18 protein-coding genes and 3 pseudogenes are annotated in these 25,878 nt (G+C 37.1%); 16 read left to right on the top strand and 5 right to left on the bottom strand.

All coding sequences use genetic code 11. From position 1 onward, the window contains the following. The first annotated feature begins 2 nt into the window (after positions 1–2). The 3 genes and pseudogenes from cntE to IC621_RS27045 form a co-directional block, all read left to right on the top strand. Positions 3–1,196, top strand: a complete 1,194-nt coding sequence (gene cntE, locus IC621_RS16375) for a staphylopine family metallophore export MFS transporter CntE (RefSeq protein ID WP_191159403.1) — start codon at positions 3–5, stop codon at positions 1,194–1,196. Between the two features lie 155 nt (positions 1,197–1,351). Beyond that, a complete protein-coding gene (locus IC621_RS16380; protein WP_191159404.1) occupies positions 1,352–1,687 on the top strand; it encodes a hypothetical protein in 336 nt (111 codons plus the stop codon). Between the two features lie 296 nt (positions 1,688–1,983). After that, a pseudogene (locus IC621_RS27045) lies at positions 1,984–2,213 on the top strand (hypothetical protein); the annotation flags it as partial. A gap of 329 nt (positions 2,214–2,542) precedes the next feature. On the opposite strand, the gene IC621_RS16385 reads toward IC621_RS27045, so the two are convergent. Next, complete coding sequence (locus tag IC621_RS16385) at positions 2,543–3,463, bottom strand: response regulator (RefSeq protein WP_191159405.1); 921 nt, start codon at positions 3,461–3,463, stop codon at positions 2,543–2,545. Further along, positions 3,460–4,731 (bottom strand): sensor histidine kinase, encoded by a 1,272-nt coding sequence (locus tag IC621_RS16390; RefSeq protein ID WP_191159406.1) that lies wholly within the window; start codon positions 4,729–4,731, stop codon positions 3,460–3,462. The genes IC621_RS16385 and IC621_RS16390 overlap by 4 nt, the downstream gene beginning before the upstream one ends. A 212-nt stretch (positions 4,732–4,943) precedes the next feature. On the opposite strand from IC621_RS16390, the gene IC621_RS16395 reads away from it, so the two are divergent. The 10 genes and pseudogenes from IC621_RS16395 to IC621_RS26545 form a co-directional block, all read left to right on the top strand. Then, positions 4,944–6,215 carry a cation:dicarboxylate symporter family transporter gene (locus tag IC621_RS16395; protein WP_191159407.1) on the top strand — a complete coding sequence of 424 codons (1,272 nt, stop codon included), beginning with the start codon at positions 4,944–4,946 and terminating at the stop codon, positions 6,213–6,215. Between the two features lie 38 nt (positions 6,216–6,253). Continuing rightward, a complete protein-coding gene (aspA, locus tag IC621_RS16400; RefSeq protein WP_191159492.1) occupies positions 6,254–7,684 on the top strand; it encodes an aspartate ammonia-lyase in 1,431 nt (476 codons plus the stop codon). Positions 7,685–8,137: 453 nt separating this feature from the next. Continuing rightward, complete coding sequence (locus tag IC621_RS16405) at positions 8,138–9,640, top strand: malate:quinone oxidoreductase (RefSeq protein WP_191159408.1); 1,503 nt, start codon at positions 8,138–8,140, stop codon at positions 9,638–9,640. A gap of 958 nt (positions 9,641–10,598) precedes the next feature. Continuing rightward, on the top strand, positions 10,599–11,678 hold the full coding sequence (locus tag IC621_RS16410) for an extracellular solute-binding protein (RefSeq protein ID WP_191159409.1): 1,080 nt from the start codon (positions 10,599–10,601) through the stop codon (positions 11,676–11,678). 211 nt (positions 11,679–11,889) lie between these two features. After that, the gene (locus IC621_RS16415; RefSeq protein ID WP_191159410.1) at positions 11,890–12,903 is read left to right on the top strand and encodes an ABC transporter ATP-binding protein; all 1,014 of its coding nucleotides are present in this window, start codon (positions 11,890–11,892) and stop codon (positions 12,901–12,903) included. 10 nt (positions 12,904–12,913) lie between these two features. Then, complete coding sequence (locus IC621_RS16420) at positions 12,914–14,629, top strand: ABC transporter permease (RefSeq protein WP_191159411.1); 1,716 nt, start codon at positions 12,914–12,916, stop codon at positions 14,627–14,629. Between the two features lie 12 nt (positions 14,630–14,641). Then, positions 14,642–15,466 (top strand): glycerophosphodiester phosphodiesterase family protein, encoded by an 825-nt coding sequence (locus tag IC621_RS16425; RefSeq protein ID WP_191159412.1) that lies wholly within the window; start codon positions 14,642–14,644, stop codon positions 15,464–15,466. A 44-nt stretch (positions 15,467–15,510) separates the two neighbouring features. After that, complete coding sequence (locus tag IC621_RS16430; protein ID WP_191159413.1) at positions 15,511–16,293, top strand: inositol monophosphatase family protein; 783 nt, start codon at positions 15,511–15,513, stop codon at positions 16,291–16,293. A gap of 91 nt (positions 16,294–16,384) precedes the next feature. Further along, entirely contained in the window at positions 16,385–18,538 is a 2,154-nt protein-coding gene (locus tag IC621_RS16435) for an extracellular solute-binding protein (RefSeq protein WP_191159414.1), read from the top strand. Between the two features lie 17 nt (positions 18,539–18,555). Then, positions 18,556–18,837, top strand: a pseudogene (locus IC621_RS26545) (RidA family protein); the annotation flags it as partial. Positions 18,838–18,939: 102 nt separating this feature from the next. On the opposite strand, the gene IC621_RS16440 reads toward IC621_RS26545, so the two are convergent. From IC621_RS16440 to IC621_RS16450, 3 genes and pseudogenes are all read right to left on the bottom strand, one after another. Next, positions 18,940–19,866 (bottom strand): NAD(P)-dependent alcohol dehydrogenase, encoded by a 927-nt coding sequence (locus IC621_RS16440; RefSeq protein WP_191159415.1) that lies wholly within the window; start codon positions 19,864–19,866, stop codon positions 18,940–18,942. 502 nt (positions 19,867–20,368) lie between these two features. Further along, positions 20,369–20,548 (bottom strand): annotated as a pseudogene (locus IC621_RS16445) (hypothetical protein); the annotation flags it as partial. Between the two features lie 97 nt (positions 20,549–20,645). Beyond that, positions 20,646–21,584 carry a LysR family transcriptional regulator gene (locus IC621_RS16450; RefSeq protein WP_191159416.1) on the bottom strand — a complete coding sequence of 313 codons (939 nt, stop codon included), beginning with the start codon at positions 21,582–21,584 and terminating at the stop codon, positions 20,646–20,648. Positions 21,585–21,709: 125 nt separating this feature from the next. Here IC621_RS16450 and IC621_RS16455 point away from each other — a divergent pair, with 125 nt between their 5' ends. From IC621_RS16455 to IC621_RS16465, 3 genes are all read left to right on the top strand, one after another. Continuing rightward, the gene (locus tag IC621_RS16455) at positions 21,710–22,480 is read left to right on the top strand and encodes a class I SAM-dependent methyltransferase (RefSeq protein WP_191159417.1); all 771 of its coding nucleotides are present in this window, start codon (positions 21,710–21,712) and stop codon (positions 22,478–22,480) included. Positions 22,481–22,888: 408 nt separating this feature from the next. After that, positions 22,889–24,490: a phosphodiester glycosidase family protein gene (locus IC621_RS27050; RefSeq protein WP_191159418.1), complete on the top strand. Its 1,602-nt coding sequence runs from the start codon at positions 22,889–22,891 to the stop codon at positions 24,488–24,490. Between the two features lie 252 nt (positions 24,491–24,742). Continuing rightward, complete coding sequence (locus tag IC621_RS16465) at positions 24,743–25,834, top strand: glycerophosphodiester phosphodiesterase (RefSeq protein WP_191159419.1); 1,092 nt, start codon at positions 24,743–24,745, stop codon at positions 25,832–25,834. The last annotated feature ends 44 nt before the right edge of the window (positions 25,835–25,878 follow it).

Here is a 25,878-nt window from a genome sequence, read left to right on the forward strand (position 1 = left end):
CTGTGAGTGGAGCTATGTCTTGGCCTTTTCTACGTTTGTATCTGTTAGTGCTTCTTTATTTCAGTGCCAATGCTATACTCATTGTCATTATCCCTTTGCAAGGGGGAGCATTAGGAGCCACCAATACAACGATAGGTTTGATTATGGGGGCATATTTGTTTACAACCATGTTTTTTAGACCATGGGCAGGTCAAATCATTCAAAAGCATGGGTCGATAAAAGTGTTGCGTATTATTCTTATTATTAATGGTTTCGCTTTAATCTTATATACGGTAACTGGGCTAGGCGGTTACCTAGTTGCTCGTATGTTACAAGGGGTATCAACAGCTTTCTTTTCAATGGCCTTACAGATTGGCATTATTGATGCACTGCCAGAGAAAGACCGTTCTCAGGGAATTTCACTTTATTCCTTATTTTCGTATATACCAGGCATTATTGGACCTTTATTGGCATTAGGCATCTGGCAAGGGGGAATGGAATACTTTGCAATTGTAATGATAGCAATTGCCATTTTTACGGGGGTGTTTGGCTATAGTGCCAAAATGGATAAAGCTGAAGCCCAGCCTATTACAAAAAATGCTGAGCAGGGTGTAAATATGTTTAATTCATTTGGTCAGTTAGTGAAAAATCCACATTTATTTAAATGTAGTGTATTGATGTTAGTTGGTTCAATTGTATTTGGAGCAATTACTGTCTTCATACCTCTTTATGCTGAACAGATGAAGAACGGAAACGCTGGAATTTATCTGATGCTTATGGCGGCAACTGTTGTAATTTCTCGGTTTACCCTAAGAAAAAGGATCCCTTCCGATGGCAAATGGCATTCAAACTTTATGATGGGGACCATGCTTCTTTTAGCATTGGGTGCACAATGTGTAAGCTATTCCATAACCGGGGGATCAGTATTTTTCTATGTTGGTGCTGTTTTAATGGGAGTAGCTCAGGCGCTTCTCTACCCAACATTAACAACGTATTTAAGTTTTGTCCTACCTCAGTTGAATCGCAATGTGCTACTCGGGTTATTTATCGCAATGGCTGATTTAGGTGTATCACTTGGTGGTGTTATAATGGGGCCGATAGCTGACTTATTTTCATACTCAACTATGTATCAGATATGTGCTATCTTAGGTGTGGTGATGATTCTCTTTGCCTATGATCGACGAAAGTTATTTGTGGGTAAATCTCCTTCAATTTAATTCCGTTCATGGGGTTCTCCAAAAAAAAGTTTGCTAAAAAACCAAATTTAGCTCGGTAAATTGTATGTATTAATTTAAAACAACCCTTTTTCATGAAACATTCCTCCCAAATGAGGGAATACTTAAAGAAAATACACTAAGGAGGAATTTTTGTCATGACACATTCAATTCATAAGGGAGAACACAAGCACCAGCACAGTATGGCATGTGGACATACCAAAATTAAGCATGATGATCATATTGATTATGTTCATAATGGCCATCTTCATCGTGAACATGAGGGACATTGGGATGAGTGTAAGATACCAGTAAGTACTACAAATCCAGATACATGCAAGTCAATTACTTGCGAATGTAATCATGATGAAGACTGTGGGCATGAATTAATTCCCCACGGCGATCACATGGATTATTTAGTAAACGGAAGGTTGCATTATGTGCACAATGGTCACTGTGACGATCATGGACCAATTGAACTTCTTCAAAATTAGGCAAGACATTTAAAAATAGAATACAGCATTTAGATGTGCAAAACTCCCTCGCCTTAAGGCGGCTTTTGTTTTTTATTATTTTGTTCCACAAATTGGTGCGTCAGATGAATAAAAAACGATTTAGTAAACAACTTTTTTTGTCATAAAAATTGGATCTGATTGTTGAATTTATACTATAAGTAAACAACTTTATTTGTATTTAACAGTTTTGTGGATTTAAAATAAAGTTTGACCGTTTGTAATAAAGTTGTACCGTTTTTCCCCTTTGGATATGATGATCTAAAGCGGTGTTTTTTATGGCGAAAAGGAAAAGAACATCTGAAATTGAAAAGTGGATAAAAGAAGGTCGAGGGACAGGTAATGGCTTCGAATATAAACCATAGTTAAGAATTCAAGGTGTTTCTTCTAGAGGAAGATCTACAAGATTAAGAGGAATAAAAACTGTGAGACAACATGAATTTTTATCAGACCCTGCAAAAAATACTTTTATTTATCTGAATTTTCTGATGATGTTATCAATATTCGTTAGCAGTTTCCTTTATTACCTCATGGAGAAACGATTTTAATTGCAGAAGAACTAGGTGACGATTTGAAATAAAGTTTGATCGTTTAAAAGTTGAACCGTTTATAAAAAAGTTCGATCAAAATATAGTTCACTTTTATACCCGTGCCTCAAAGCTAGAGGAAACAAAGTGGCTTAGGTGGGGGGCAACTGCCCATAAGAACCCGAACAAAGGAACTCAGACTAAGACCGCCACGTCCGGTGGGAACGCCTGAGTGACCCACATCCCACGGGCCTGCTAACAATCAGAGGGTGGAAACCCCACTGATTGAAGATTCACTTTCTATCGTTTATTATTCCACCAGCTGTCTCGCTTCCATATACAACGCTTGGATAAACTTTTTCATGTTAATGCGGCTCTGGTTGCTTGCTTTTTCGCTTTTGTCTTCTAGCTCCAGCATTTTCTTACGGACTTCCGCGAAATCAAAAAATGTGGAAGAATAGGTTTCGAATTTTGGATTCGTATAATCTGTCAATCCTAATGAAGCGATATGAATGAGCGCCTGGTATAGAGCGCGGCGGACACGCTGCTCAGAAGCTTTCATTTCTTTCTGGATTTCGGCCTCTTTCGCTTGATCTCTCAGCTTTTCAGCAGCGATGCCTGCAAAAATTTCCTTTAAAGATGGAAACGCGTAGGCAGAACCGAGTCTTTGGTTTTCATTTTGGAGGAATCCTAAAATTTTTAGTAAATCCTCACTTCCCCCTTCCCCAATCATGCCTAAATCGGAAATTAAGGAACGACCGGCCTCCATAATATTTTTTGTATGAGAGGAGGACACGAACGGAGGCTGCGGGCGGCCTGTAAATATGTTCAACGATTCTTGAATGCCCCGGATCGATTGTTCCAACAGCACCCGCTCGTTGACTTTTTTTAATATGCCGGCAATTTCAAGATGGTTCAGTGGTTTTGCAATGTAGTATTCCGCCCCTAAAGTATACGCCTCTCCAATCAGTTCCTTCGCTTCTACCTGCGAAATCATCACAAACTTTCCTTGAAATCCATCAGCAAGAGCTCGGATCGTTTCAATTCCGTCCCTTATTGGCATGAGCAAATCAATTAAGACAACGTTTGCTTTTTTTAAAGACAACAAGCCATTATCCACTAAGGATCCGTCCTCTGCTTCTCCCACCACGTTTCCTAAATCTTCATCTTCAATTATATCTGTCAGCATTGCTCGAATGGCAGGATCGTCATCTATAATGAAATAATTCATTTCGCTAACCCTCCTTCAATCAACGCATTCATCGGAAGTTCTACAATGAATGCGGTTTCTTTATCGTTATCCATAAGCCGGATATGTCCTCCCCATTTTTCAACAGTTTGTTTCACATACGATAAACCGATACCCGTCGAAGGGTTTCCCGCCGCATCAAATTTCGTTGTAAAGCCTTCTGTAAAAATGACTTCTTTCAGCTTCGGTGCAATGCCGGGGCCATTGTCACTGACGCAAAACTCCACGAATTGATCATTCCTATTCACATGCAGTGATACGTATCCCTCTTCTTTAATGGCTTCCACGCTATTTGCCAACAAATTATTAATTAATGATAATACCATATAGACATGATAGGGTGGATGATCCCCTTCTACATGCAAAGAAAATGAAACATCTTTGCGAAGGGACTCTGCATATCTTCTATTGGACACAATCATGATGTTACCGAGCTGTTCGATATTCATATAATCCTGCAGATTTTCGGAAGACATAAGTTCCGACAACCCCGCATAAATCCGCTGGTTATCTTTTTTGATCTCATGCACGAGACCGGCAATCTGCAGCGCCGTTTGCGCATCACGACCGCCTTTCTCACCTGATTTTAACCGGCGATAAAAATCATAACACATACGCGTGATTTCTTCCGCATTTTGCATCGTTTTCTTCAATTGAACCGATTCTTCATACAAATTTGAAATGAAAAGCAGCATCTGCTCCTTTTGCCTTCGCTGCTCTTCTTCCGCGAATTTTGCTTCTCTCAGCTTGAAAATATTAAAAAAGCCGAGAACGAAAAAGCTTCGAATAAAGGCGATGAAAACGAGTTGTCGGGTGGCAAGCAAGGATATGTCCTGATATGCCAGGAAAGAACGGATCGCCATTTCCGATAATGTTGCAAATAGCTCGATCATTACCCCTAAAAGCCCGATCATAAACGGCTGATCGTGCCGTTCGTTCAATCTCGTCCAATGAAATCCGAACGCGTACATGACGTAATAGAAAAAGGCGGGAAAATGAAGGTACACCGCTTCTTCAACAGATATATCTCTTATTCCAACATCCAGTAAATAACGAAAAACAAACACACTCACCCCCGTGAAAATGCCTGCAATATTCGGATGAATCCTCCTTCCCCACAGCAAAAACAAGAAAAAGACAGGCGTCCCAAAACTGACTCTAAACGTATCGTCGAATGGATAAAACTTGAATTCACCCGCTAGAGGCACCGCTATCATCATCAATAGTAAAATCCATATACGGTCTTTCAAGCCGGTCCCCCCAATCACATTATAAAAACATAACACATTGTACTGTAATGGTGAAAAAGAGGGAAGGGTTTGACTGAGATTTTTTATTTTCCCATTTGCCCATGTAGGTTTCAGTAGGTTTTAGTGGGTTTTAGTAGGTCTGATTATAAACTAAGGATAATCGTATTAATGAAAGCGGTAACAAAAAACAACTGACATAAGGAGGAGTTTAAATGAAAAAGTTTGGCTTAGCTGCACAAATTTTTGTTGCACTTATTCTAGGTATCGTGGTCGGAGCTGTATTTCACGGTAATGAAACAGTCATGGCCATTATGGTGCCGATTGGCGACATTTTTATTCATTTAATTAAGATGATTGTTGTCCCGATTGTCATTTCTGCATTAGTCGTCTCAATAGCAGGAGTTGGCGATATTAAAAAACTAGGAAAATTGGGCGGGAAGACCATTCTTTATTTTGAGATTGTGACCACGTTTGCCATTGCTATTGGGTTACTGGCGGCAAACTTGTTCCACCCAGGATCTGGTTTAGATACTAGCAATCTTGAAAAAAGTGATATGTCAAAATATGAAGAAACGACGAAATCAGCTGAAAGCGAGGGCTTTGCAGAAACGATTGTCCATATTGTACCGGAAAACATATTTGATTCCATGGCCCAGGGTGACTTATTGCCGATTATTTTCTTCTCTGTGATTTTTGGTCTCGGAGTTGCGGCAACAGGAGAAAAAGGAAAACCTGTCCTAGGCTTTTTTGAAGGTGTATTAGAAGCAATGTTTTGGGTGACAAACCAAGTAATGAAGTTTGCTCCGTTTGGTGTGTTTGCCCTGATCGGTGTAACTGTTGCTCAATTTGGTATTGCAACATTAATTCCTTTAGGGAAATTAGTGCTTGCTGTTTATGTGACGATGGTATTTTTTGTGTTCGTCGTTCTAGGAATTATTGCAAAAATGTCCGGGACAAGCATATTTGTTCTCATAAAAGTGTTAAAAGACGAACTGATTTTGGCCTATACAACGGCAAGTTCAGAGGCTGTATTACCAAGGCTTATGGAAAAAATGGAGAAATTCGGCTGTCCGAAATCCATCACTTCTTTTGTTATTCCAACAGGCTATACGTTTAATTTAGATGGTTCATCGATTTATCAAGCACTTGCGTCACTTTTCGTGGCCCAAATGTATGGGATTAATCTATCAATTACACAACAGATTACGTTATTACTAGTCTTAATGTTAACGTCAAAAGGAATGGCCGGCGTTCCGGGTGCGTCATTTGTTGTCGTTTTAACAACACTTGGTTCTATGGGATTGCCACTGGAAGGGGTTGCGTTTATTGCTGGTATCGACCGTATTTTAGATATGGTGCGAACAGCGGTTAATGTCGTGGGGAACTCATTAGCAGCGATTGTCATGTCAAAGTGGGAAGGTGAATTTGACCAAGAAAAAGCAAGCCATTACGTTGATTCATTTAAACAGTCAGACGTAGCATAAACTTCCCTGTAAATAAAGGAGGAAACACCTTGTCAACAATCAATATAAGTCATAACGTACGCATCGAAAAAGATTTCTTAGGATCAAAAGAAATACCTGTACATGCATACTATGGTATCCAAACATTGCGTGCGGTCGAAAACTTTCCGATTACAGGCTATCGTATTCATGAAGATTTAATTAAAGCGTTGGCAATCGTGAAAAAAGCAGCAGCTTTAGCAAATATGGATACGAAACGTTTGTACGAAGGACTTGGTAAAGTGATCGTTCAGGCAGCAGACGAAGTGATCGAAGGAAAATGGCATGATCATTTTATCGTAGATCCAATCCAGGGGGGTGCAGGTACATCAATGAATATGAATGCGAACGAAGTCATTGCTAACCGTGCACTTGAATTGCTTGGAAAAGAAAAAGGGGACTATGTTCTTCAATTAAGTCCAAACAGCCATGTGAACATGTCACAATCAACAAACGATGTGTTCCCGACCGCGATTCATATCGCCACTCTTTATTTACTCGAAAAATTGTTAAATACGATGCAGTATATGCTTGATGTCTTAAAGAAAAAAGCACAACAATTCGATCACGTGATTAAAATGGGGCGGACACACCTTCAAGATGCCGTACCGATCCGTCTTGGTCAGGAGTTTGAAGCATACAGCCGTGTGTTGAAGCGTGATATCAAGCGTATTCAACAATCGCGCCAGCATTTATATGAAGTGAACATGGGGGCAACAGCGGTGGGAACAGGTTTAAATGCAGACCCGCGCTACATCGAAAGTGTGGTTAAGCATTTGGCGGATATTAGCGGCCTTCCGCTTGTTGGGGCGGAGCATCTTGTTGATGCGACACAAAATACAGATGCCTATACAGAAGTCTCTGCTGCGTTAAAAGTATGTGTGATGAATATGTCTAAAATCGCGAATGACTTACGTTTAATGGCCTCAGGTCCTCGTGCGGGCCTTGCGGAAATTAGCTTGCCGTCCCGTCAGCCAGGCTCATCCATTATGCCGGGAAAAGTTAATCCGGTTATGCCTGAAATGATCAATCAAGTAGCGTTCCAGGTCATTGGCAATGACCATACAATTTGCCTGGCCTCTGAAGCAGGACAGCTGGAACTAAATGTAATGGAGCCCGTGCTTGTCTTTAACATGCTTCAATCCATCAGTATTATGAACAATGCCTTCCGTGCATTTACAAACTACTGTCTGGCAGGTATTGAAGCAAATGAAGACCTTCTAAAAGAGTATGTGGAAAAAAGCGTAGGGATTATTACGGCTGTTAATCCGCATATTGGGTATGAAGTTGCAGCACGTATCGCAAGGGAAGCAATTATAGAAGGTAAGTCCGTACGTGAACTATGTCTGCAGTATGATGTGTTAACAGAGGAAGAACTTGATCTTATTTTAAATCCTTATGAGATGACAAACCCAGGTATTTCTGGGGCAGCCCTGTTTGATAGAGAGTAATTCTCGTACATGGTTTTGGTGGAAAAGATATTGTACAAAACAACCCCTTAAAAGTTCAAAATGAAGTCACAGTTGATGAATAACAAAAGTCTGATGGTTCGGTGAATTATTTAGCAATATATGGTACATTGTGCTTTGATAAGTAAAGCCGAAAATTAGAGAGTGGCGGTTCAATGGTAACGGCAAACCAAAGCCTTATCCCCTGCAAGAAGCTGGGTTAAGGCTTTGGTTTTGTGTGTTCTTAGGCCTTGTGGACGGACTTCTTACTTTTTACTAGCTTTTAAAAAACTTAGAATTATCATATAATAGTAGAGATTGTAATCTATTAATAATTGTAATGCACTATGATATGGTTATTATTGAGACAGAAAAGGTGTGTGACTAGGTAACGCCTTAGCTTGTTGTGACGCCTGCATCTTTTCTGCAAATTTTAGGGGAAAAGGTTGGGTAAAAATGAGCAGCAGAGACACGAAAACAGACGTTATTTTAATTGGCGCCGGAATCATGAGTGCGACTTTAGGGACACTCTTAAAAGAATTAGTACCGGAATTGGAAATTACAGTGTTTGAGAAGCTCGCAAACGCCGGTGAGGAAAGCTCTAACGAATGGAATAATGCGGGAACGGGGCATGCGGCATTGTGTGAGCTTAACTACACGACCGAAAAACCGGATGGATCTGTAGATATTAGTAAAGCTATAAAAATTAATGAACAGTTTCAGGTTTCAATGCAGTTTTGGTCTTATCTTGTAAACAACAAGCTGATACATCATCCACAGGACTTTATCATGCCGTTGCCTCATATGAGTTTAGTACAAGGGGAACAAAATGTAACGTTTTTAAAGAAACGTTTTGAAGCGCTGTCAAACAATCCCCTATTCCAAGGAATGGAATTTTCTGATGACCCGGAAAAACTGGTGGAGTGGCTTCCACTTATTATGCAAGACCGCGCACCGAATGAACCTGTAGCGGCAACAAAAATCGACTCTGGAACTGATGTCAATTTCGGTGCTTTAACGAGCATGTTATTTGACCACTTAGAGAGTAAAAATGTCGATATAAACTACAAACATAGTGTTCATGATATTAAACGTACTACAGGCGGCTTGTGGGAATTGAAAGTGCGGAATTTGGATAGCGGTACTGTCGAACGCCATACTGCAAAATTCGTCTTTATCGGAGGCGGGGGAGGAAGCCTGCATTTACTGCAAAAATCCGGTATTCCTGAAGGAAAACATATTGGAGGATTTCCGGTAAGCGGAATATTTATGGTGTGTAATAATCCGGATGTTGCACGGCAGCATCATGCAAAAGTATATGGCAAAGCTAAGGTTGGTGCTCCGCCAATGTCTGTGCCGCATCTTGACACAAGATATATCGCGGGTAAAAAATCGTTGCTATTTGGACCATTTGCCGGTTTCTCACCAAAGTTCTTAAAAACGGGTTCAATGTTTGATTTGGTAACTTCCGTAAAACCGGATAATCTCGTCACGATGTTGTCGGCAGGTGCAAAAAACATGGCATTGACAAAATACCTGATCGAGCAAGTTATGTTATCGAAAGAACAACGCATGGAAGAGTTACGAGAGTTTATCCCGAACGCTAAAAGCGAGGATTGGGATTTAGTAGTAGCGGGCCAACGTGTGCAAGTTATCAAAGATACTGAAGCTGGCGGCAAAGGAACGCTTCAATTTGGGACGGAAGTGATTACTGCCGCTGATGGCTCAATCGCAGCATTACTAGGCGCTTCTCCGGGTGCTTCTACTGCCGTTCACGTTATGCTTGAAGTAATCAAAAAATGCTTCCCGCAACATATGAAAGAGTGGGAACGGAAAATCAAAGAAATGATTCCTTCATATGGCCTGTCCCTAATGGAAAACCCAGACCTACTGCATGAAATTCATACTTCAACAGCGCAGGCGCTTGGTCTAAGCGAAAAAGAGCTGGTTTTTAGTTAATTCTTTGGATATAAAAACCAAGGTATTAAAGTTTAAGCAACATTTTTCATTCATGGACAATCGTTTTTATGATAAAGAGATTTAAAAGGCAATGATTGAAAAAAACAGAGACAAAATAAAAATTCACTTAAGGAATTGAGTAAATAATAGAATATCATTGGAAATAAAACACAGAACCTTTGATCTATCTTTGTATTGAAGGTTCTTTTTTAAAATTAGCTGTTAGAGAGGCTACGGTGAACCGTATCATAAGGGATAGTAAACTCTAAAATGCTAAAAATTGATGTTAATAATATAACTATGGATATTTATGTATTTAATCCAAAATTCCCCTTAAAACCAGGGCTTTCCTTCTTAAGTTGGATCCAAATTAATTCATTTACTAGAGGATTTTCTAGTAGTTTTCCTTCAATTTTATTTTTATACATTAGTAAGTTAAATGCTCTGAATGTTAATCACTCATTCTCGACTTACAAGATACCCCTTCACCTAGTTATTACCAGGTGGATTTGCAAAAGTAACATCCTAGTTAATTCAAATTTCTAAATGTTTAATAAAAATATATTGTAAAAAAATATATTTTAGTAGGATGCCTCAAACCTAGGAATGCCTAGTTTTGAGGCATCCTTTTTTGTGTAAAGACAAACAAGGAAATTCGATTTAGTTGAATTACTAAACGAACGGTGCTTTTTGTTATTTTACCATAATTACTAAATTGCAATCAAAACTATAAAGTTTGTAAACCCTTGTAAAGGCAGTGTTAAACAACAGTAAATCGTATTGACGGTCATTTATTGCCCAAATATAATGAAATCGTAATAGAAATTGACACGTTCCAAAAAATTAAAGGAGGATACAATAAAAATGAAAAGCAGTAATGAGATGCAATAAATCATTTTCCAATATGATTGAATTTTTCGGCATAAAAAACAAGTGAACTTATAAAAGGAGAATAACAATGAAAGCAAAAAAAACATTTCTACTAGTTATGTCATTCATGTTGGTAGTAAGTATTTTAGCAGGTTGTATAGGTAATAAATCAACAGAAAAAAACACAGCAACAGAAACAAAAGACGAAAAAAAATCTCTTGTTGTTTATTCAAACTCTTTATCAAATGGACGTGGAGATTGGTTAAAAGAAAAAGCTGCTGAAGCAGGCTTTGAGCTTGAACTAGTTGAAGCAGGTGGTGGAGATCTATTTAACCGTTTAGTTTCTGAAAAGAATAATCCTTTAGCTGATGTTGTTTTTGGTTTAACTCAAATGGACTTTGAATCATTAAAAGCAAATGATTTACTAATTCCGTTTAAACCAACATGGATGAATGAAATTCCAGAAGGTGCAAGTGAAAAAGATAATTTCTATCATCCACTTGTAGAGCAAAGAATTATTATGTTATATAACAAAGATGTTTATACAAAAGAAACAGCTCCTAAAGATTGGACAGATTTAATTGAAAATGAAAAATTTAAAGGGAAATACCATGTTCCAGGTGATTTAGGCGGAGCTACTAATCGAGCAGTTGTCTATGGAATGTTAATGAGACATGTGGATAAGAATGGTGATTTAGGTATATCTGAAGAAGGCTGGAAAGATATTAAAACGTTCTTTAACAATGGATATAAAGCCCCAGAAGGTGAAGATGTTAACGCAAACCTTGCTTCTGGAAAAGTTCCAATATCATTCACATTTTCAAGTGGTTTACCTGGTATAGAAAAGGAATTTGGTTTTGAAGCTGGGGTTGTTTCACCGCCAATTGGTGTACCAACGATCGTTGAGCAAGTAGGAATTATTAATAAAGGAAAAGATCAAGATACTGCAGCAGCAGAAGATTTTATTAACTGGTTTGGAAGTGCAGAAGTTCAAGGTGCTTGGGCTGAACAATTTGGATCTTTACCTGTCAATACAAAAGCAGTTGAAAAAGCAACAGATAGAATGAAACAAATTGGTGAAATCACAACAGTTCAAGAACTGGATTACACGTTCATATCTGAACATATTGACGATTGGGTAGAAAAAATTGAATTAGAGATATTCTAATAAAAGCAAAAGCGCCTCTATTAGCCTATGGTTAATCAAGGCAGAACTGAGCCGAAGATTTATTCATACTTCCTACCGTTCAGTCCTGTCTTTTAGGTGGGCAACTTGAATTTGAAAAACGTTCTTTTCTTACTTCCCCTAGTAAGAAAAACGGTTAAAACTGTCAAAGCCAGATGGGATTTGGCGGTTTTCATGATAAGGAGGTTATCATTTGATTCGTTTTCAAGATATACAAGTAAAATTTGACGATTTTGTAGCGATACAAAATTTAAATCTAGATATAAAAGAAGGAGAATTTTTTACATTTTTAGGACCGTCTGGTTGTGGGAAAACAACGACATTACGAACATTAGTAGGATTTATAACACCTGCAAATGGAAGGATTATTGTCGATGGCGAGGATATTACACATTCTCCAATTGAAAAACGACAAATTGGAATGGTTTTTCAAAGCTATGCACTTTTTCCAACTATGACCGTGTATGAAAACATTGCCTTTGGATTAAAAGTTCAAAAATATAAAAAAGAAGAGATTAAAAGGCGTGTAGATGAAATTGCTAATGTTGTCGATTTAAAAGAAGATAAGCTGAAGAAAAATGTATCTGAATTATCAGGTGGACAACAACAACGTGTAGCGATTGCGCGAGCATTGGCGCTTTCTCCAAAAATCATTGTTTTAGATGAACCTTTGTCAAACTTGGACGCAAAGCTGCGAAAACAATTAAGAAAAGAACTGAAAAAATTGCAAATGGAACAAGGGATTACCACGGTTTATGTGACGCATGATCAAGAAGAAGCCTTAACATTGTCAGATCGCGTGGCTGTTTTTAATAATGGGGTTGTAGAGCAAGTTGGTATACCAGAGGAAATCTACAATCAGTCAAAAACAGAGTTTGTCTGTAATTTCATCGGTGAGGCAAATTCTATCAGCAAAGAAGTAATAGATGAAATTTCAAAAAAATCAGGGATTAAATTAGATTTAGCAAAAAAATATTATATCAGATCAGAAAAGATAAAAACAAAAATACTAGATCGTGATAACCAATCTGTAGCACTTGACGCAAAAGTAGTGGCGAAAGAATTTTATGGCACATACTCTCAATATAAATATGAGGTAATGGGTTCTTCTCTAATCAATATCGAGAAAGAAGATGGGAATTTTCAATATTCTGAGGGCGACGAAGTAACATTGTTTATAAATCCAAAAGACATACTTCAATATTAGGAGAATCATAATGAATAAATTTATAAACACTCATATTCAAAATAAACTCTATCTTTGGCTTGTCGGGATTATTCTCACTTGGTTTATTACAACCTTTCTCATTCTCCCAAATGTAAATATTCTTTATACAACATTTTTTGCAGAGGGTGCCTTTTCATTAGAGCCGTTTCAAAAATTACTTTCATCTGAAAGAGCAATGAAAAGTTTAGCTAATAGCTTTCTATTAGGGATTACATTAGTCTTCACTGTCAACATCGTTGGGATTTTTCTAGTGCTAGTCACAGATTATTTTGATATCAAAGGTGCCAAAGTCTTAAGACTCGGTTATTTTACGACTATGATCTATGGAGGACTCATTTTAGTAGCTGGATATCAATTTATTTATGGAAATACAGGATTTTTAACGAAATTACTTGTGAAAATCTTTCCAAACATGAATCCGGATTGGTTTATCGGTTATCCGGCAGTTGTGTTTGTGATGACGTTTGCTTGTACGACAAATCATATCATTTTTCTTTCGAATGCCATTAAAAGCATTGATTATCAAACGGTGGAAGCAGCAAAAAATATGGGAGCTCCCTCTGGGGAAATTCTCACCAAAATTGTTCTTCCTGTGTTAAAACCAGTATTAACAACATTATCGGTTTTGTTATTTGCCACAGGCATAGGTGCGTTCTCTGCTCCGTTAATTGTAGGCGGAGAAAACTTTCAAACGATTAGTCCAATGATATTAACATTTGCTAATAGTATGAGTTCCAGAGATCTTGCTGCATTGTTAGCGATTTTTTTAGGGATTTCCCAAATTGTTTTACTTTATTTTATAACGAGAGCTGAGAAAAAAGGCTTTTATATGTCGGTTTCAAAAGTGAAAACGAAAATAGTGAAGCAAAAAATAGAAAATAAGACTGTCAATTTTATTGTCCACTTCTTTGCATATGTCATTTTTGCGATCTATGTATTGCCAATAGCTGCGGTTATCATTTTCTCCTTTACAGATACGTATAGCATCAGTACTGGAACACTTTCATGGGATCATTTTACGTTAGAAAATTACGGAAAAATCTTAACTGATGCATCAGCATATGAACCCTTTGTAATAAGCATGATCTATTCTGGGTTAGCAGCCCTTATTGTCGTAGGAGCGATGTTATTTATCGCGCGTTTAATCCACAGATATAACAATAAATTAACAACTACTTTAGAGTATTTATTCCATATTCCGTGGTTAATACCAGGTATATTAATGGCTTTAGGATTAATTATCACCTTTGATAAACCATTACCAATTATAGGGGATATAGTTTTGACAGGAACTTTAAGCTTGTTGTTAATTGCTTATGTGATTGAAAAAATTCCTTTTACATTGCGGATTTTGAAGGCGGCTTATTACTCATTTGACAGCTCGCTTGAGGATGCTGCTAAAAATTTAGGCGCAGGTTCCTTCTATACATTTATTCGTGTGATTCTACCAATTGTTTTACCGACAACGTTAGCTATACTGGCATTAAACTTTAATAGTTTATTAGCAGATTATGATTTAACCGTGTTTTTATATCATCCATTGTATCAACCTCTTGGTATTGTGATTCGAAATAACACAGATCCAACAGCTTCGATTGATGCGAAGGCAATGAATTTTGTTTACTCAGTTATTTTAATGGTTATTTCTGCAATCGTTATTTACTTTGTTTATGGGAGAGGTAGTAAAAAGAAAAATATTTTATAAGAGAGGTTTCATATGAATATCATCAAAGATAAATTAGATAACAATCCTTTTTTAATCACCGTTCATAAAGGGAGCAGTATGGGAAATATTGTAGAAAATACGATCCCCTCTTTTTATGCTGCATCACAATCCGGCGCAGATATGTTGGAAATGGATATTATTCGTTCAACAGATGGAGAATTTTATGTTTTTCATGATGGAGATGAAAAAAGACTTTTAGGTCAAGATCGTGATATAAAAACAATGGATTCAGCCGAGATTGACTCACTCCATTATAGAAATAATTGGGGTATTTCTATCAATTTAAAAGTGGAGAAATTGAAAGACGTATTAAATACATTTAGAGGAGATATGCTCATAAATTTAGATCGTTCTTGGGATTATTGGGATACATTTCTTCCTTTTCTTGATCAGTTTAATATGAAAGAGCAATTACTATTGAAATCTCCAGTTCAAAAAAGCTATTTGGATATTCTAGATGCTCATCCAGTGAAGTATTCCTACATGCCGATCATTTTCGAGCTATCAGACATAAAAGAAGTTGAAGCGTATGAAAATATTAATTTGATAGGTATGGAATTCATTGCAGAAAATCAAGATAGTCCATTGTTTCAAGATGAAACAATCAACAAAATCAAAGAGAAAGATTTATTAATATGGATTAATGCCATTCGCCTTCATGATAACACGAATTTATTTGCAGAATTTGATGATGATGTTTCCATTATTAAAGGTCCAGAATTCGGTTGGAAAATACTCGTAGAAAAAAAGGCTGACATCATCCAAACGGATTGGCCCAATCATTTATATACCTATAGAGAAAAACTAAAAAAATAATAAAAAATGGTAAATGTTTTCGCCATCGGAAAAGAAGGTACAATATGGACAAATTACAAAAAATGCATACTCAAATTTTGGAATGGTTAAACGAAATTGTTCCAATTATAAAAGGTTCATTATCAGATGATTTAATGATTGAAACAAAAATAAATCGCAAAGACCTTGTGACAAATATAGATAAAAAAGTTCAAGATTTTCTTGTTCGAAAAATTACAGAAACCTATCCAACACATTTTATTGTCGGAGAAGAATCTCCAGAATTAAAAATAAGTGATAATAGAAAGCATGTATGGATCATTGATCCGATTGATGGGACCGCAAACCTTGTAAAACAACTAGACCATTTTTGTGTTTTAATTGCTTATTACGAAAATGACATCGGAAAATTAGGCTATATTTTTGATGTAATGAATGATGATTTATATTATGCCATTGAAAATAAAGGGGCCTTTTTAAATAATCAAAAATTACCAATGCCAGAAGAGATTTCATTACAGGAAGGGCTTATTTCAGCAGATGTTCGAGATTGGTATGGGAAAGAATGTTTTGGAAGATTGGCAGAGGAATCCTTTGATATTCGTTATTTTGGTTGTGGAGGCATTGATAGCATCCATGTCATTACCGGTAAGTTTGCAGCATTTGCTACATCGAAAGCTGGGCCTTGGGATTTAGCAGCCCAACTTGTTTTTGCCAAAGAATTAGGTATGAAGGTTTCTCATTTTGATGGTCGTGAATTACATTATTTAGATCATGGCGATTGGGTAATTTCGAACAAAGGGGCTTATGATGACCTATTAACAATTCTAAAAGGATGGAATTGTTAAGTTCATGTAGATTATTATTAAATATTACTAAGCTAATAGTTATTATTTGTTAAAATAGAAGAACCTTTTTGTTTTTCTAGGAGTGGAAAAGATGGTAACAATATTAGATATTGCTAAAGCAGCTGGTGTCTCACACGGAACAGTTTCTAATGTATTAAATGGCAAAGGAAATGTTAGCTCGAAAAAAATGGAACTTGTTCTGAAGGTTGCTGAAGAATTAGGATACAACCTCAATAATAATGCCAAATTATTACGTTCAGGTAAAAGTCAAACCATTATTATGATTTTACCAACTATCTCTTTAGGTGAGTATGCTGCATTTTATGAAAGTGCTTTAAGGGAAGCGGCTACAAGAGATTATCAAATTAAATTGTATTGCACGTATGATAACCCAATCAAAGAATTGGAAATTATAAAAGAAATCATAAGAGAACGACCTTCAGGGATCATTACAGTTTCTTCTTTAGATGATGCTAATGAGTACTATAATCATCTTTCTATTAATAAAAGTGATATTGTTTTTTTAAACCGTCATACGAAAAATGCTTTAGAGTTTATCTCGTTTGATTTCAAACAAGCAGGTATGGACATTGCAGAGTATATCAATCAGTTGAATGTGAATACGATTGGTGTTTTTACAGATGAAGATAAACATTCCAATGAACATGACTTTATTTCAACTTTTTTAAAACAAGTAAATAATAAAAACGTAGTAATTTCCCATTCAAATATGGCACATGAGTACGAAAATGCATTCGACTTGATGCAAAGTACGTCTTTTGATTGGATCATTACTACAAACGTTTCTAAAGCAGTCATGCTAATAAAGGCTTATCATTACGGATCAACCAAACCTTTGCCTAAATTAATTGCTTTGGCACCCTTTAAAAATTCATATAGCAATGAAATATTCTATTATTTTCAAGATTATGGCTATGTAGGAGAAAACGTGGTTAAGAAAATCATTCTTAATATTAATTTAAAGGAAAAAAGCCATTCAAAAAAATATCAAAATATTGGGTTTTTAGAAAAGGTTGTAAATTATAGAAAATATGATAAGCAAATTAACATGTTAACGATCGAATCACCAGCAACCAAAGCACTTAAGAAAATCATTCCACATTTCGAAAAGAACACAAATATCCGTGTAAATCTAGATATAAAAAAGACTAATGACATATTTGATATTATTAAAGATGTTGAAAAATGGGAAATCTATGACATTATTCGTCTAGATGTTGTAGGGTTATCTTGGTATGGTCAAAAGATCTTTAAATATTTACAAGGTTTAGATACAAACCTGGATCGTGTAATAGATAATTTACCGTATTTTTTAAAAGACTACTATGCCAATATTAATGATGTAACCTATGCTCTGCCTTTTGATATTAGTATACAAATGTTATTTTATCGAAAGGATATCTTTGAAAATGAAATTGTTAAACGTAAATATTTTGAGAAAACAAAATCAGAATTAAAGATTCCAACAAATTTTGATACGTATAATGAAATCTTGAAATTTTTTAATGAAAGTGATTTTGATTTATTAAAAGGAGTTCATGGGGCATCAATGATTACTGGAAATGATAACACCATCGCTACAGAATATTTACTTCGATATTACTCTCTTAAAGGATCCTTACTTAATGATTCAGAAATAAAACTAGATAAGGACATTGCAAAAAATGCAATGAAACTACTTTATGAAAATTATCGAAATTCTAAAGTTGTAGATACAAATTGGTGGGGAGAAGAAGTAAAAAACTTTGTAGATGGAAAGTCTGCAATGGTCATAGGGTTTATGAACCACTTATCTGTTGTATCCCAAAGTAATATTAAAGATTCAATCGGAATTGCAAATGTACCAGGAGATACACCTTTATTAGGTGGTGGTATTTTGGGAGTGACGAAAAAAACAAATAACGTAAATGAAAGTATCGAATTTTTAAAATGGATAAATAGTAATGAAATATCAGAGCAAATTACTTTATTGGGTGGAAATACGGCGAGTTATTTCTTATCGAATAGTTCAGTCGTAAATACGATGTACCCATGGTTAAATAAAGCGAAAAAGACAATTATGAATGGAAAACGAGAAAATACTTTTGAAGACGGACAAAGTATAGATATCAAACAAGCCGAAGAAATTATTGGAAAACATGTATTAAAAATGCTTGAAGAAGAACAACCTGATTTTGATAGATACGTGGACTTAATAAATGAAGAACTAATTACTCAGTTTTGAGGAAATTGACTGGTTAGATTGGAACTGAATTGGATGGGAAGTTTCCAGAAAATATGAACGAACAAATTAGCAACACTTTTAATAATATTAAATCAGTAATAAATTCTGAAGAATTGACTATTAAAAATATTATAAAAGTAAACATCTGGGCAACACAAAAAATTGATTGGGATTATTTATATACCAAATGGAAGGAATAGTTCGGTCATGAATATCCAGCAATGACGATAGGCTATATTTTTGAATTAGGGTTACCAGAAATAAAAATTGAAATATGGGCAGCTAAAGTTTTAAAATAACATTCACTTCCACGCAAAAATCAAGCTTCATTATGTCTTTTGCGTGGAATTATTAGTTTATGGCGTAAGCCGGAGAGAATAGCGGTTGAGTGCAAAGCTTTATTAGTTTTTTTCATTATGAACCAAAGTTATAACTACATTTCCCTTTTTGTGCCCTTTTTCTACATATCTGTGAGCCTCTGGGATTTGTACCAGCTGATAGCGTCTATCTATGACCGATTTTATCTTTCCTGTCTCAACGAGCTCTTTGAGGAAAATTAAATCTTCAATACGTTCCTTTGCCACCCCCTGCCCTTCAACTGACACGTAAGTCCCTTTCGGAGTTAGTGCTTTCTTGCAATTTGCTTTTGAGATTTTCCCAACTGCATCAAAGATGATATCATAAAGCTCTCCTCTTTTTGTAAAATCCTCTTTTGTGTAATCAATTACCTGATCGGCTCCTAGAGATTTTACCAATTCTAAATTTATGGTACTGCATACCCCGGTAACTTCTGCCCCAAAGTATTTGGCAAGCTGTACCGCGGAAGTCCCTACCGCCCCGGAAGCTCCATAGATAAGAACTTTTTGTCCATTCTGGATATTGCCTTTTCTAAGAAAATGCAACGCTGAAGTTCCCCCAAAAGGAACGGCAGCAGCTTCCTCATAGGTCAAATTGTCCGGCTTTATTGCTACCATTCCGTCTTCAGGCAGACATGTGTATTCGGCATAAGCGCCAAACCTCATTCCAGTTAATACAAAAACCTGGTCACCTTTCTTAAATCGTTTTACATCTTTGCCTATTGCTTCAATTTCCCCGGCTAACTCCACCCCAAGTATAGGCATTCTTGGTTTTCTGAGACCTAAGATTATTCGCATCGGGATCCAGTATAAGATTGGACTATTGAAACTCCGAACTCTTAAGTCACCTGATGCTACTGTTGTCGCATGAATACTTACCAGTATTTCATTGTCCTTGGGAGTAGGTTTTTCTACCTCTTTGAGTTCCAGAACATCGGGTGAACCGTATTTTGTGCATACAATTGCTTTCATACTCTCCTCCTTAAGTTTTGATGTCATCATTTTAATCTATGATATAAGTTACAATATAAAACAAATTAATTTACTCTACTATTAGAAACCATTATTAAATGAAGGGGAAAGAAAGCTTTCACAAGCTAACTCTCTAAAGACTTCGGTTTAATCAATCGTTTGATTAAAAGCGGGGGAAAGCCTGATATATCAAGGATTAAAAGCGAGAAATAAAAGAAAGAGAAGTCCTTAAAGCCAAGAATTCAAGCATGAGAAAAAGCGGGAAGAAAAGCCTGGAAAAGAGCAAGAGTGATCATTCTATTCCCCTTAATCCTTTAGATTTTCATTTGCACCCTATTCTTTAATTATTTCACCAGGAAACGATGTCTTGTTAACGGAATGGTATCTTTATCTGATGAAATTTAGGATCGGAAATTGATCACCTTTCCAAGTGGTAGTGTATCTAACAAGTCCGTGCTTCTTTTAAAAAATAGTAATAAGGGAGCACATTTTTCCGCATATATCTTTTATAATATTCCCGTTCAATTTCGAACTTCTCTAACACAAGTTCTTCTAGTAGCTTATCTTTCATTTTAAAAGCATGAGCGACTTCAAACATACCTTGTCCTTTACCTACAGTTAGTAGAAGGTCCGTTGCCATTACTATTGACTCTCCTGAAACAACTTTTTTGAAGGAGTCCAATTTTTAACGTAAGAATGCTGCTTTTCAAACAATGGAATGTAAACCAAGGTTGTATATGTTATACAGAAAAGATCAAATGAAAACTATCAGATACAGTTTAATACCTTGAGTTTGCTTGTTTTTCATAGATTTCTATTAAAGCTCTTGCATTCATACTTAGATAACGTTCCTTTTTATAGGTAAACACTAATGTACGAGTAGGGTTTGAATCTAATTTCATATAGTGAAGGGAGGTTTGATAAGAACTTCGGTGAATACCCATTTCGGGAACAATTGTAAGGCCGAGACCATGTTCGACAAGGGATTGGGCTGTTTCAATGCTGCTTGTTTCATAGGCAATCTGTGGTCCAAATCCGCCTCGCGCACATAATTCTAGTACTGTACGCCGAAAACCATATCCTTGTTTCAATAAAATAAATGGACAATTGGCGAAATCCTCAATAGGCAAAGTATTTTGTTTGATTAATATAGAAGAAGACATTATCTGTTTTACTTTTTCTGGCATCCATTGTTTTTGTTCATTTGGTAATACAAGATAAAGCGGCTCAGTAAGCATTGTTTTTGTATGTAAACGGGAATCTTCTATTGGTAGTGACAGGATAGAAAGATCAACTAACCCCCTCGCGGTTAAGTCTAATAGCTTTTCTGTTGATTCTTCAATTAGTTCAATACATACATTTGGAAATTGTTCTTTATAGATTTTAAGAAGTGGAGGCAAAATATGTCCGCCAGTAATAGCGGTTGAGCCAATCTTTAATTCACCTCTTACTCCTTCTTTCCGTTCAAGAATCTCTCGTCTTAGGTCATCACGCATTTGTAAGATCTTCTCAGCTTGTTTAACAAACACAAAACCATCAGGAGTTGGTTCTACTGGATAGCCAGGCTTTCGATGAAACAAATAGACATCGAGTTCCTGTTCCAATTTGTCAATTTGTTTACTTAAAGATGGCTGTGCAATGTGAAGATGGGAAGCAGCTTTTGTAAAACTCTTTGTTTTATATATTTCCAATGCATACTCAAATAGTCTCATTTCCATCCTATTCCTCCATAGCTTGCAGCTATTAATATAATAGATTATATATCTTAGACGAATCTTTGTTTTATAGATTATCATAAAAAATATAAAATTATAAATATTTCCAAATGAAGGAGTGTTACAACATGGGTTCTGTGAATGCTTGGAATGCCGATTTGTACGATGGAAAATTAAGCTTTGTATCCCATTTTGGCAAAGGAGTAGTTGAGCTGCTTCAGCCGCAAAGAGGAGAGAAAATTCTTGATTTGGGCTGTGGGACGGGGGATCTTTCATACGAAATTTCTAAGTCTGGTGCGATTGTGACGGGAATTGATTCCTCCGATGAAATGATTAAAAAGGCATGCGAAAAATATCCTCAAATCCCGTTCATAATTGATGATGGAGAAACATTTAGAACCAATGAAAAATATGATGCAGTTTTTTCGAATGCTTCCCTTCATTGGATGAAACAAGCGGAGAAAGTGATCGAATCGGTTAAGCAAGCATTATATCCAGGTGGCCGCTTTGTTGCTGAATTTGGTGGGAAAGGAAATGTCCAAACCGTTATTCGGGGAATAACAGAGGTACTTTCTCAAGAATATGGAATACATGCAACAAAAAGAAACCCATGGTATTTTCCAAGTATAGGGGAATATAGTACTCTACTTGAAAAGAACGGATTTAAAGTATCATATGCCCATCATTTTGATCGGCCTACCCCATTAACGGATGGAGAAAAGGGGTTGAATCATTGGCTGGACAGTTTTGCTGATGACTTTTTCCCTGAGTTCTCTAAAGAAGAAAAAATGGACATTTACAGAAAAATAAAAAATAAGATTCAGCCCGATTTATATAAAGATGGCATATGGGAAGCTGATTATAAACGAATTCAAATTGCAGCAATTAAGAACAAATAGTTCCTTTTATGCTATGTTCATAAATTAGAGAAGATTTTATAAGAAACTTCTCAAAAATTATTCACATGATGTGGATTTAAAAAAGTTTGATCAAAATCCTGTTTGATTATAAACAGGATTTTTTGCTTTTACCTGTTACTTCATTCGTTATTAGAACAAACCATTCAACACAATCCGTGTAAAGTTTACAAAAATCCATAAAATTCTATTGCTGTTGCAATAAATAATTAATATCTACTTAATATCCCTATCTTATAATGAAAATCAATTATTACAGGCTTTTGAAGGTTTTAGTGTCCGAGCTGTTTCTGCTAAAGGTCTGGTCATTGCTTAGAAAGGATAATAAAATAAATCCGTTTTAATTTTAATTTACTATATTAATCTTAGAGTACTGAAGGAGTGGAAATAGTGAGGAAATCTATGAAAAAAGCAATTTTACCTATCGCCTCTATTAGTCTAGCTTCTGTTCTGCTTTTTAATGTTTCAGAGTTGCCGGTTCATGCAGAGACAAAGAAACATTCGGTAATGCAAGTTGAGAAAAATGCTCTTCCTCTTGGTACACCTAATTTAAAGGAATACCGGACAGCCGTGAAATTAGCCCCAGGAGTCACTCACACTAAGATCACTCGCGGAAAACAATCAGATAAAGACTTTTTTACCGTGGATGTTGATTTCGTTGACACGTACAAACAGGCAAAAACATTAGCGAAAAAACTTAAAAATGACGGATATAATGAAATTCGTATTGATAGAGTAACTGAAAGAGCGATGGATGACAAAGAAAAGGGGCCGCTCGGATTTCTTGTCCGTGTTGGTGTTTTTCAATTGGAAGCAGATGCAGTAGCTCTTCAGCAAAAATTATCTGATAATGGATATACCGGCCTTCGTGTTGTCTTTACTGGTGAAGATGGTCAGAGGACGACAGGACCGTGGGTGATTAATGTGATTGAAGTTGATCCAGATAAATTTAAAGGGAAAATTGTGCCTAAGTTAGCTAATGATACAGTGCAAGGAAAAGAAACTTTAACTAAAATGGCAGAAAGGAACCACGCATTAGCTGGAATAAATGGAGGATATTTTGTAGTCGGAAGCAATGATGGAACACCCGGCGATCTTGCTGGTATTTCAGTTGTGAATGGAAAACTCATTAGTGAAGCAGTTAACGGCCGCTCGAGTCTTCTTCTTCCTTCTTCAAAAACAAATGCAGCCATCGCCTCATTTTCCTCTTCCATTATAGCTGTTTCGTCTAACGGCGCAGTAAGGGAAGTTGATGGAGTGAATCGTAAGCCGGGATTGATTCGCGGCTGCGGCGGCACAGGTGGAGACACGATAACTGAGGAACCGAAGCATGATTATACTTGTAAAGATGATAGTGAATTGATCCAATTTACACGAGCATTTGGGGAGAAGACGGAAGTTGGGGACGGTGTTGAAGTAGTATTGAATGAGTCTGGTGATGTCATTGAATTACGCAACAATCGCGGCGGAGAAATTCCGAGTAAAGGTTCAGTACTTGCAGGAACGAAAGAGGCAGCCCAGTGGCTTAGCGATCATGCACAAGAAGGGATGAATATTCAGGTTAAAAGTAAAATTAAGGCTGATGGAAAACCATTAAAATTGGAACAAACATCTGGAATTATCAACGGAGGACCCCGCTTAATAGAAAATCGTAAACTAGCCATTAACGCTGTAGAGGAAGGATTTCACTGGGAAGAAAATCCTGAGTTTTATTACCGATTCGGGGAACGTCGCAATCCAAGAACACTTGCAGGAGTTAAGGAAAACGGAAATCTTCTTTTCGTAACAATTGACGGACGCGCCCCAGGCTGGAGTGTTGGTGCGAATTTTGAAGAGAGTGCAAGGATTATGAAATCGCTGGGTGCAGTGGATGCGCTCAATCTTGATGGCGGCGGATCTACTGCGATGACCGCTAACGATACATTAGTCACAAGGCCATCTGATCAAACAGATGAACGCCCGATTGCCGACGCAATCCTGCTGCTGCAATAATATCTAAATAAACGCTTGGGTAGAAAGTTTATCCAAGCATTTTTTTGCTTTTTATAAAAAAGGGAACCTACTTATTAAGACGAATAGAATATTATTGAATGATTATAAAAATATACAACATTCTCTATGAAATACTCCATCTTCCTTGCCATTATCTTTTTCTTTATTCTATCTTAACATCTGCGTAAATGAAGATTTACACTTCCTATCTAATCTTATCCTTGTATTAGATTTTATAAGGGAGTGGAGAAAATGAAAAAGAAAAAGGTTTTAGCAGCAGTGGTTGCTGCACTTATGATAGGTTCAGCACAGCCTGCTTTGGCTGATAAGGAGTCGGACCGTGCTGACAATAGGAGCTTCGGCCCGAAGATGTTTGACCTTCAGGCACATCGAGGGGGAATGGGGCTCACAGTCGAGTCGACGATTGCATCGTTTTCCCATGCGCTTGAAATGGGGGTGAGCACACTTGAACTTGACGTGCAAATCACGGAGGACAATCAGGCTGTTGTCACGCATGACCGCAAAATCTCGGGAAGAAATTGTAAGGATACGAGCCCAGCGTTCGCTGGTGACCCAGAGTTCCCTTACGTAGGCAAGTACATAAAGGACCTCAATGTTGCTCAGATCCGCATGATGGACTGTGGCACAAATACCAAGCCTGAGTACCCAGAGCAGCAGCCGAGCCCAGGCGCTAAAATGCCGTTGCTGAGCGAGGTTATCGACCTTGTGAAACGCTACAAAGCCAAGAAGGTGTGGATGAACATTGAGACGAAGGTTGAGGCTGGTGCACCGTGGGAGACCGCTCCACGTGAAGAATTCGTGCAAATCGTTGCTCGCCACGTTCGCGAAGCAGGAATGCTTGACCGCGTATCCATTCAAAGCTTCGACTGGGGATCGCTTATGCGCATGAAAGAGGTAGAGCCGCGTTTACCTGTCGTTGCACTGACCAATGGCCCGCAATTCTTACAGCCAGGCCAACCGGGGGCTTCGCCGTGGTTGGGGGGAATCGACATTGATGATTTCGACGGAGATCTTGTAGCGGCAGCCAAATCTTTTGGAGCCGACGCAATCTCTCCTGTTCACGGTTTCCCGCAAAACGGCAAAATTACTGACGAGAACTACGAACCATATGTAACAAAGGACATGGTGGAGGATGCGCACAATTCCGGCATGAAGGTCATCCCTTGGACAACCAACGATATACCAACAATGAATAAGCTTATTGACGATGGAGTTGACGGAATTATCACCGACTACCCAGATCGTCTCCGTGAAGTCATGAAGGAGCGTGGATTAAAGCTGCCTAAGGGTTATAAGGCACCGAAAAGAGAAAAGCAAAAATAGTTAAAGATTAAGTGATTCCATTCAATCATGTTTTTAGTAAAAGA

The organism is Metabacillus arenae (assembly GCF_014773385.1).
GTDB lineage: Bacteria > Bacillota > Bacilli > Bacillales > Bacillaceae > Metabacillus_D > Metabacillus_D arenae.

Bases quoted from the DNA above. Each gene is read 5' to 3' on its own strand.
- IC621_RS16395 (WP_191159407.1), top strand. From the start codon at position 4,944: ATGAAAAAGTTTGGCTTAGCTGCACAAATTTTTGTTGCACTTATTCTA.
- IC621_RS16385 (WP_191159405.1), bottom strand. From the start codon at position 3,463: ATGAATTATTTCATTATAGATGACGATCCTGCCATTCGAGCAATGCTG.
- IC621_RS16425 (WP_191159412.1), top strand. From the start codon at position 14,642: ATGAATATCATCAAAGATAAATTAGATAACAATCCTTTTTTAATCACC.
- IC621_RS16465 (WP_191159419.1), top strand. From the start codon at position 24,743: ATGAAAAAGAAAAAGGTTTTAGCAGCAGTGGTTGCTGCACTTATGATA.
- IC621_RS16410 (WP_191159409.1), top strand. From the start codon at position 10,599: ATGAAAGCAAAAAAAACATTTCTACTAGTTATGTCATTCATGTTGGTA.
- IC621_RS16380 (WP_191159404.1), top strand. From the start codon at position 1,352: ATGACACATTCAATTCATAAGGGAGAACACAAGCACCAGCACAGTATG.
- IC621_RS16405 (WP_191159408.1), top strand. From the start codon at position 8,138: ATGAGCAGCAGAGACACGAAAACAGACGTTATTTTAATTGGCGCCGGA.
- IC621_RS16455 (WP_191159417.1), top strand. From the start codon at position 21,710: ATGGGTTCTGTGAATGCTTGGAATGCCGATTTGTACGATGGAAAATTA.
- IC621_RS16450 (WP_191159416.1), bottom strand. From the start codon at position 21,584: ATGGAAATGAGACTATTTGAGTATGCATTGGAAATATATAAAACAAAG.
- IC621_RS16435 (WP_191159414.1), top strand. From the start codon at position 16,385: ATGGTAACAATATTAGATATTGCTAAAGCAGCTGGTGTCTCACACGGA.
- IC621_RS16440 (WP_191159415.1), bottom strand. From the start codon at position 19,866: ATGAAAGCAATTGTATGCACAAAATACGGTTCACCCGATGTTCTGGAA.
- IC621_RS16430 (WP_191159413.1), top strand. From the start codon at position 15,511: ATGGACAAATTACAAAAAATGCATACTCAAATTTTGGAATGGTTAAAC.
- IC621_RS16420 (WP_191159411.1), top strand. From the start codon at position 12,914: ATGAATAAATTTATAAACACTCATATTCAAAATAAACTCTATCTTTGG.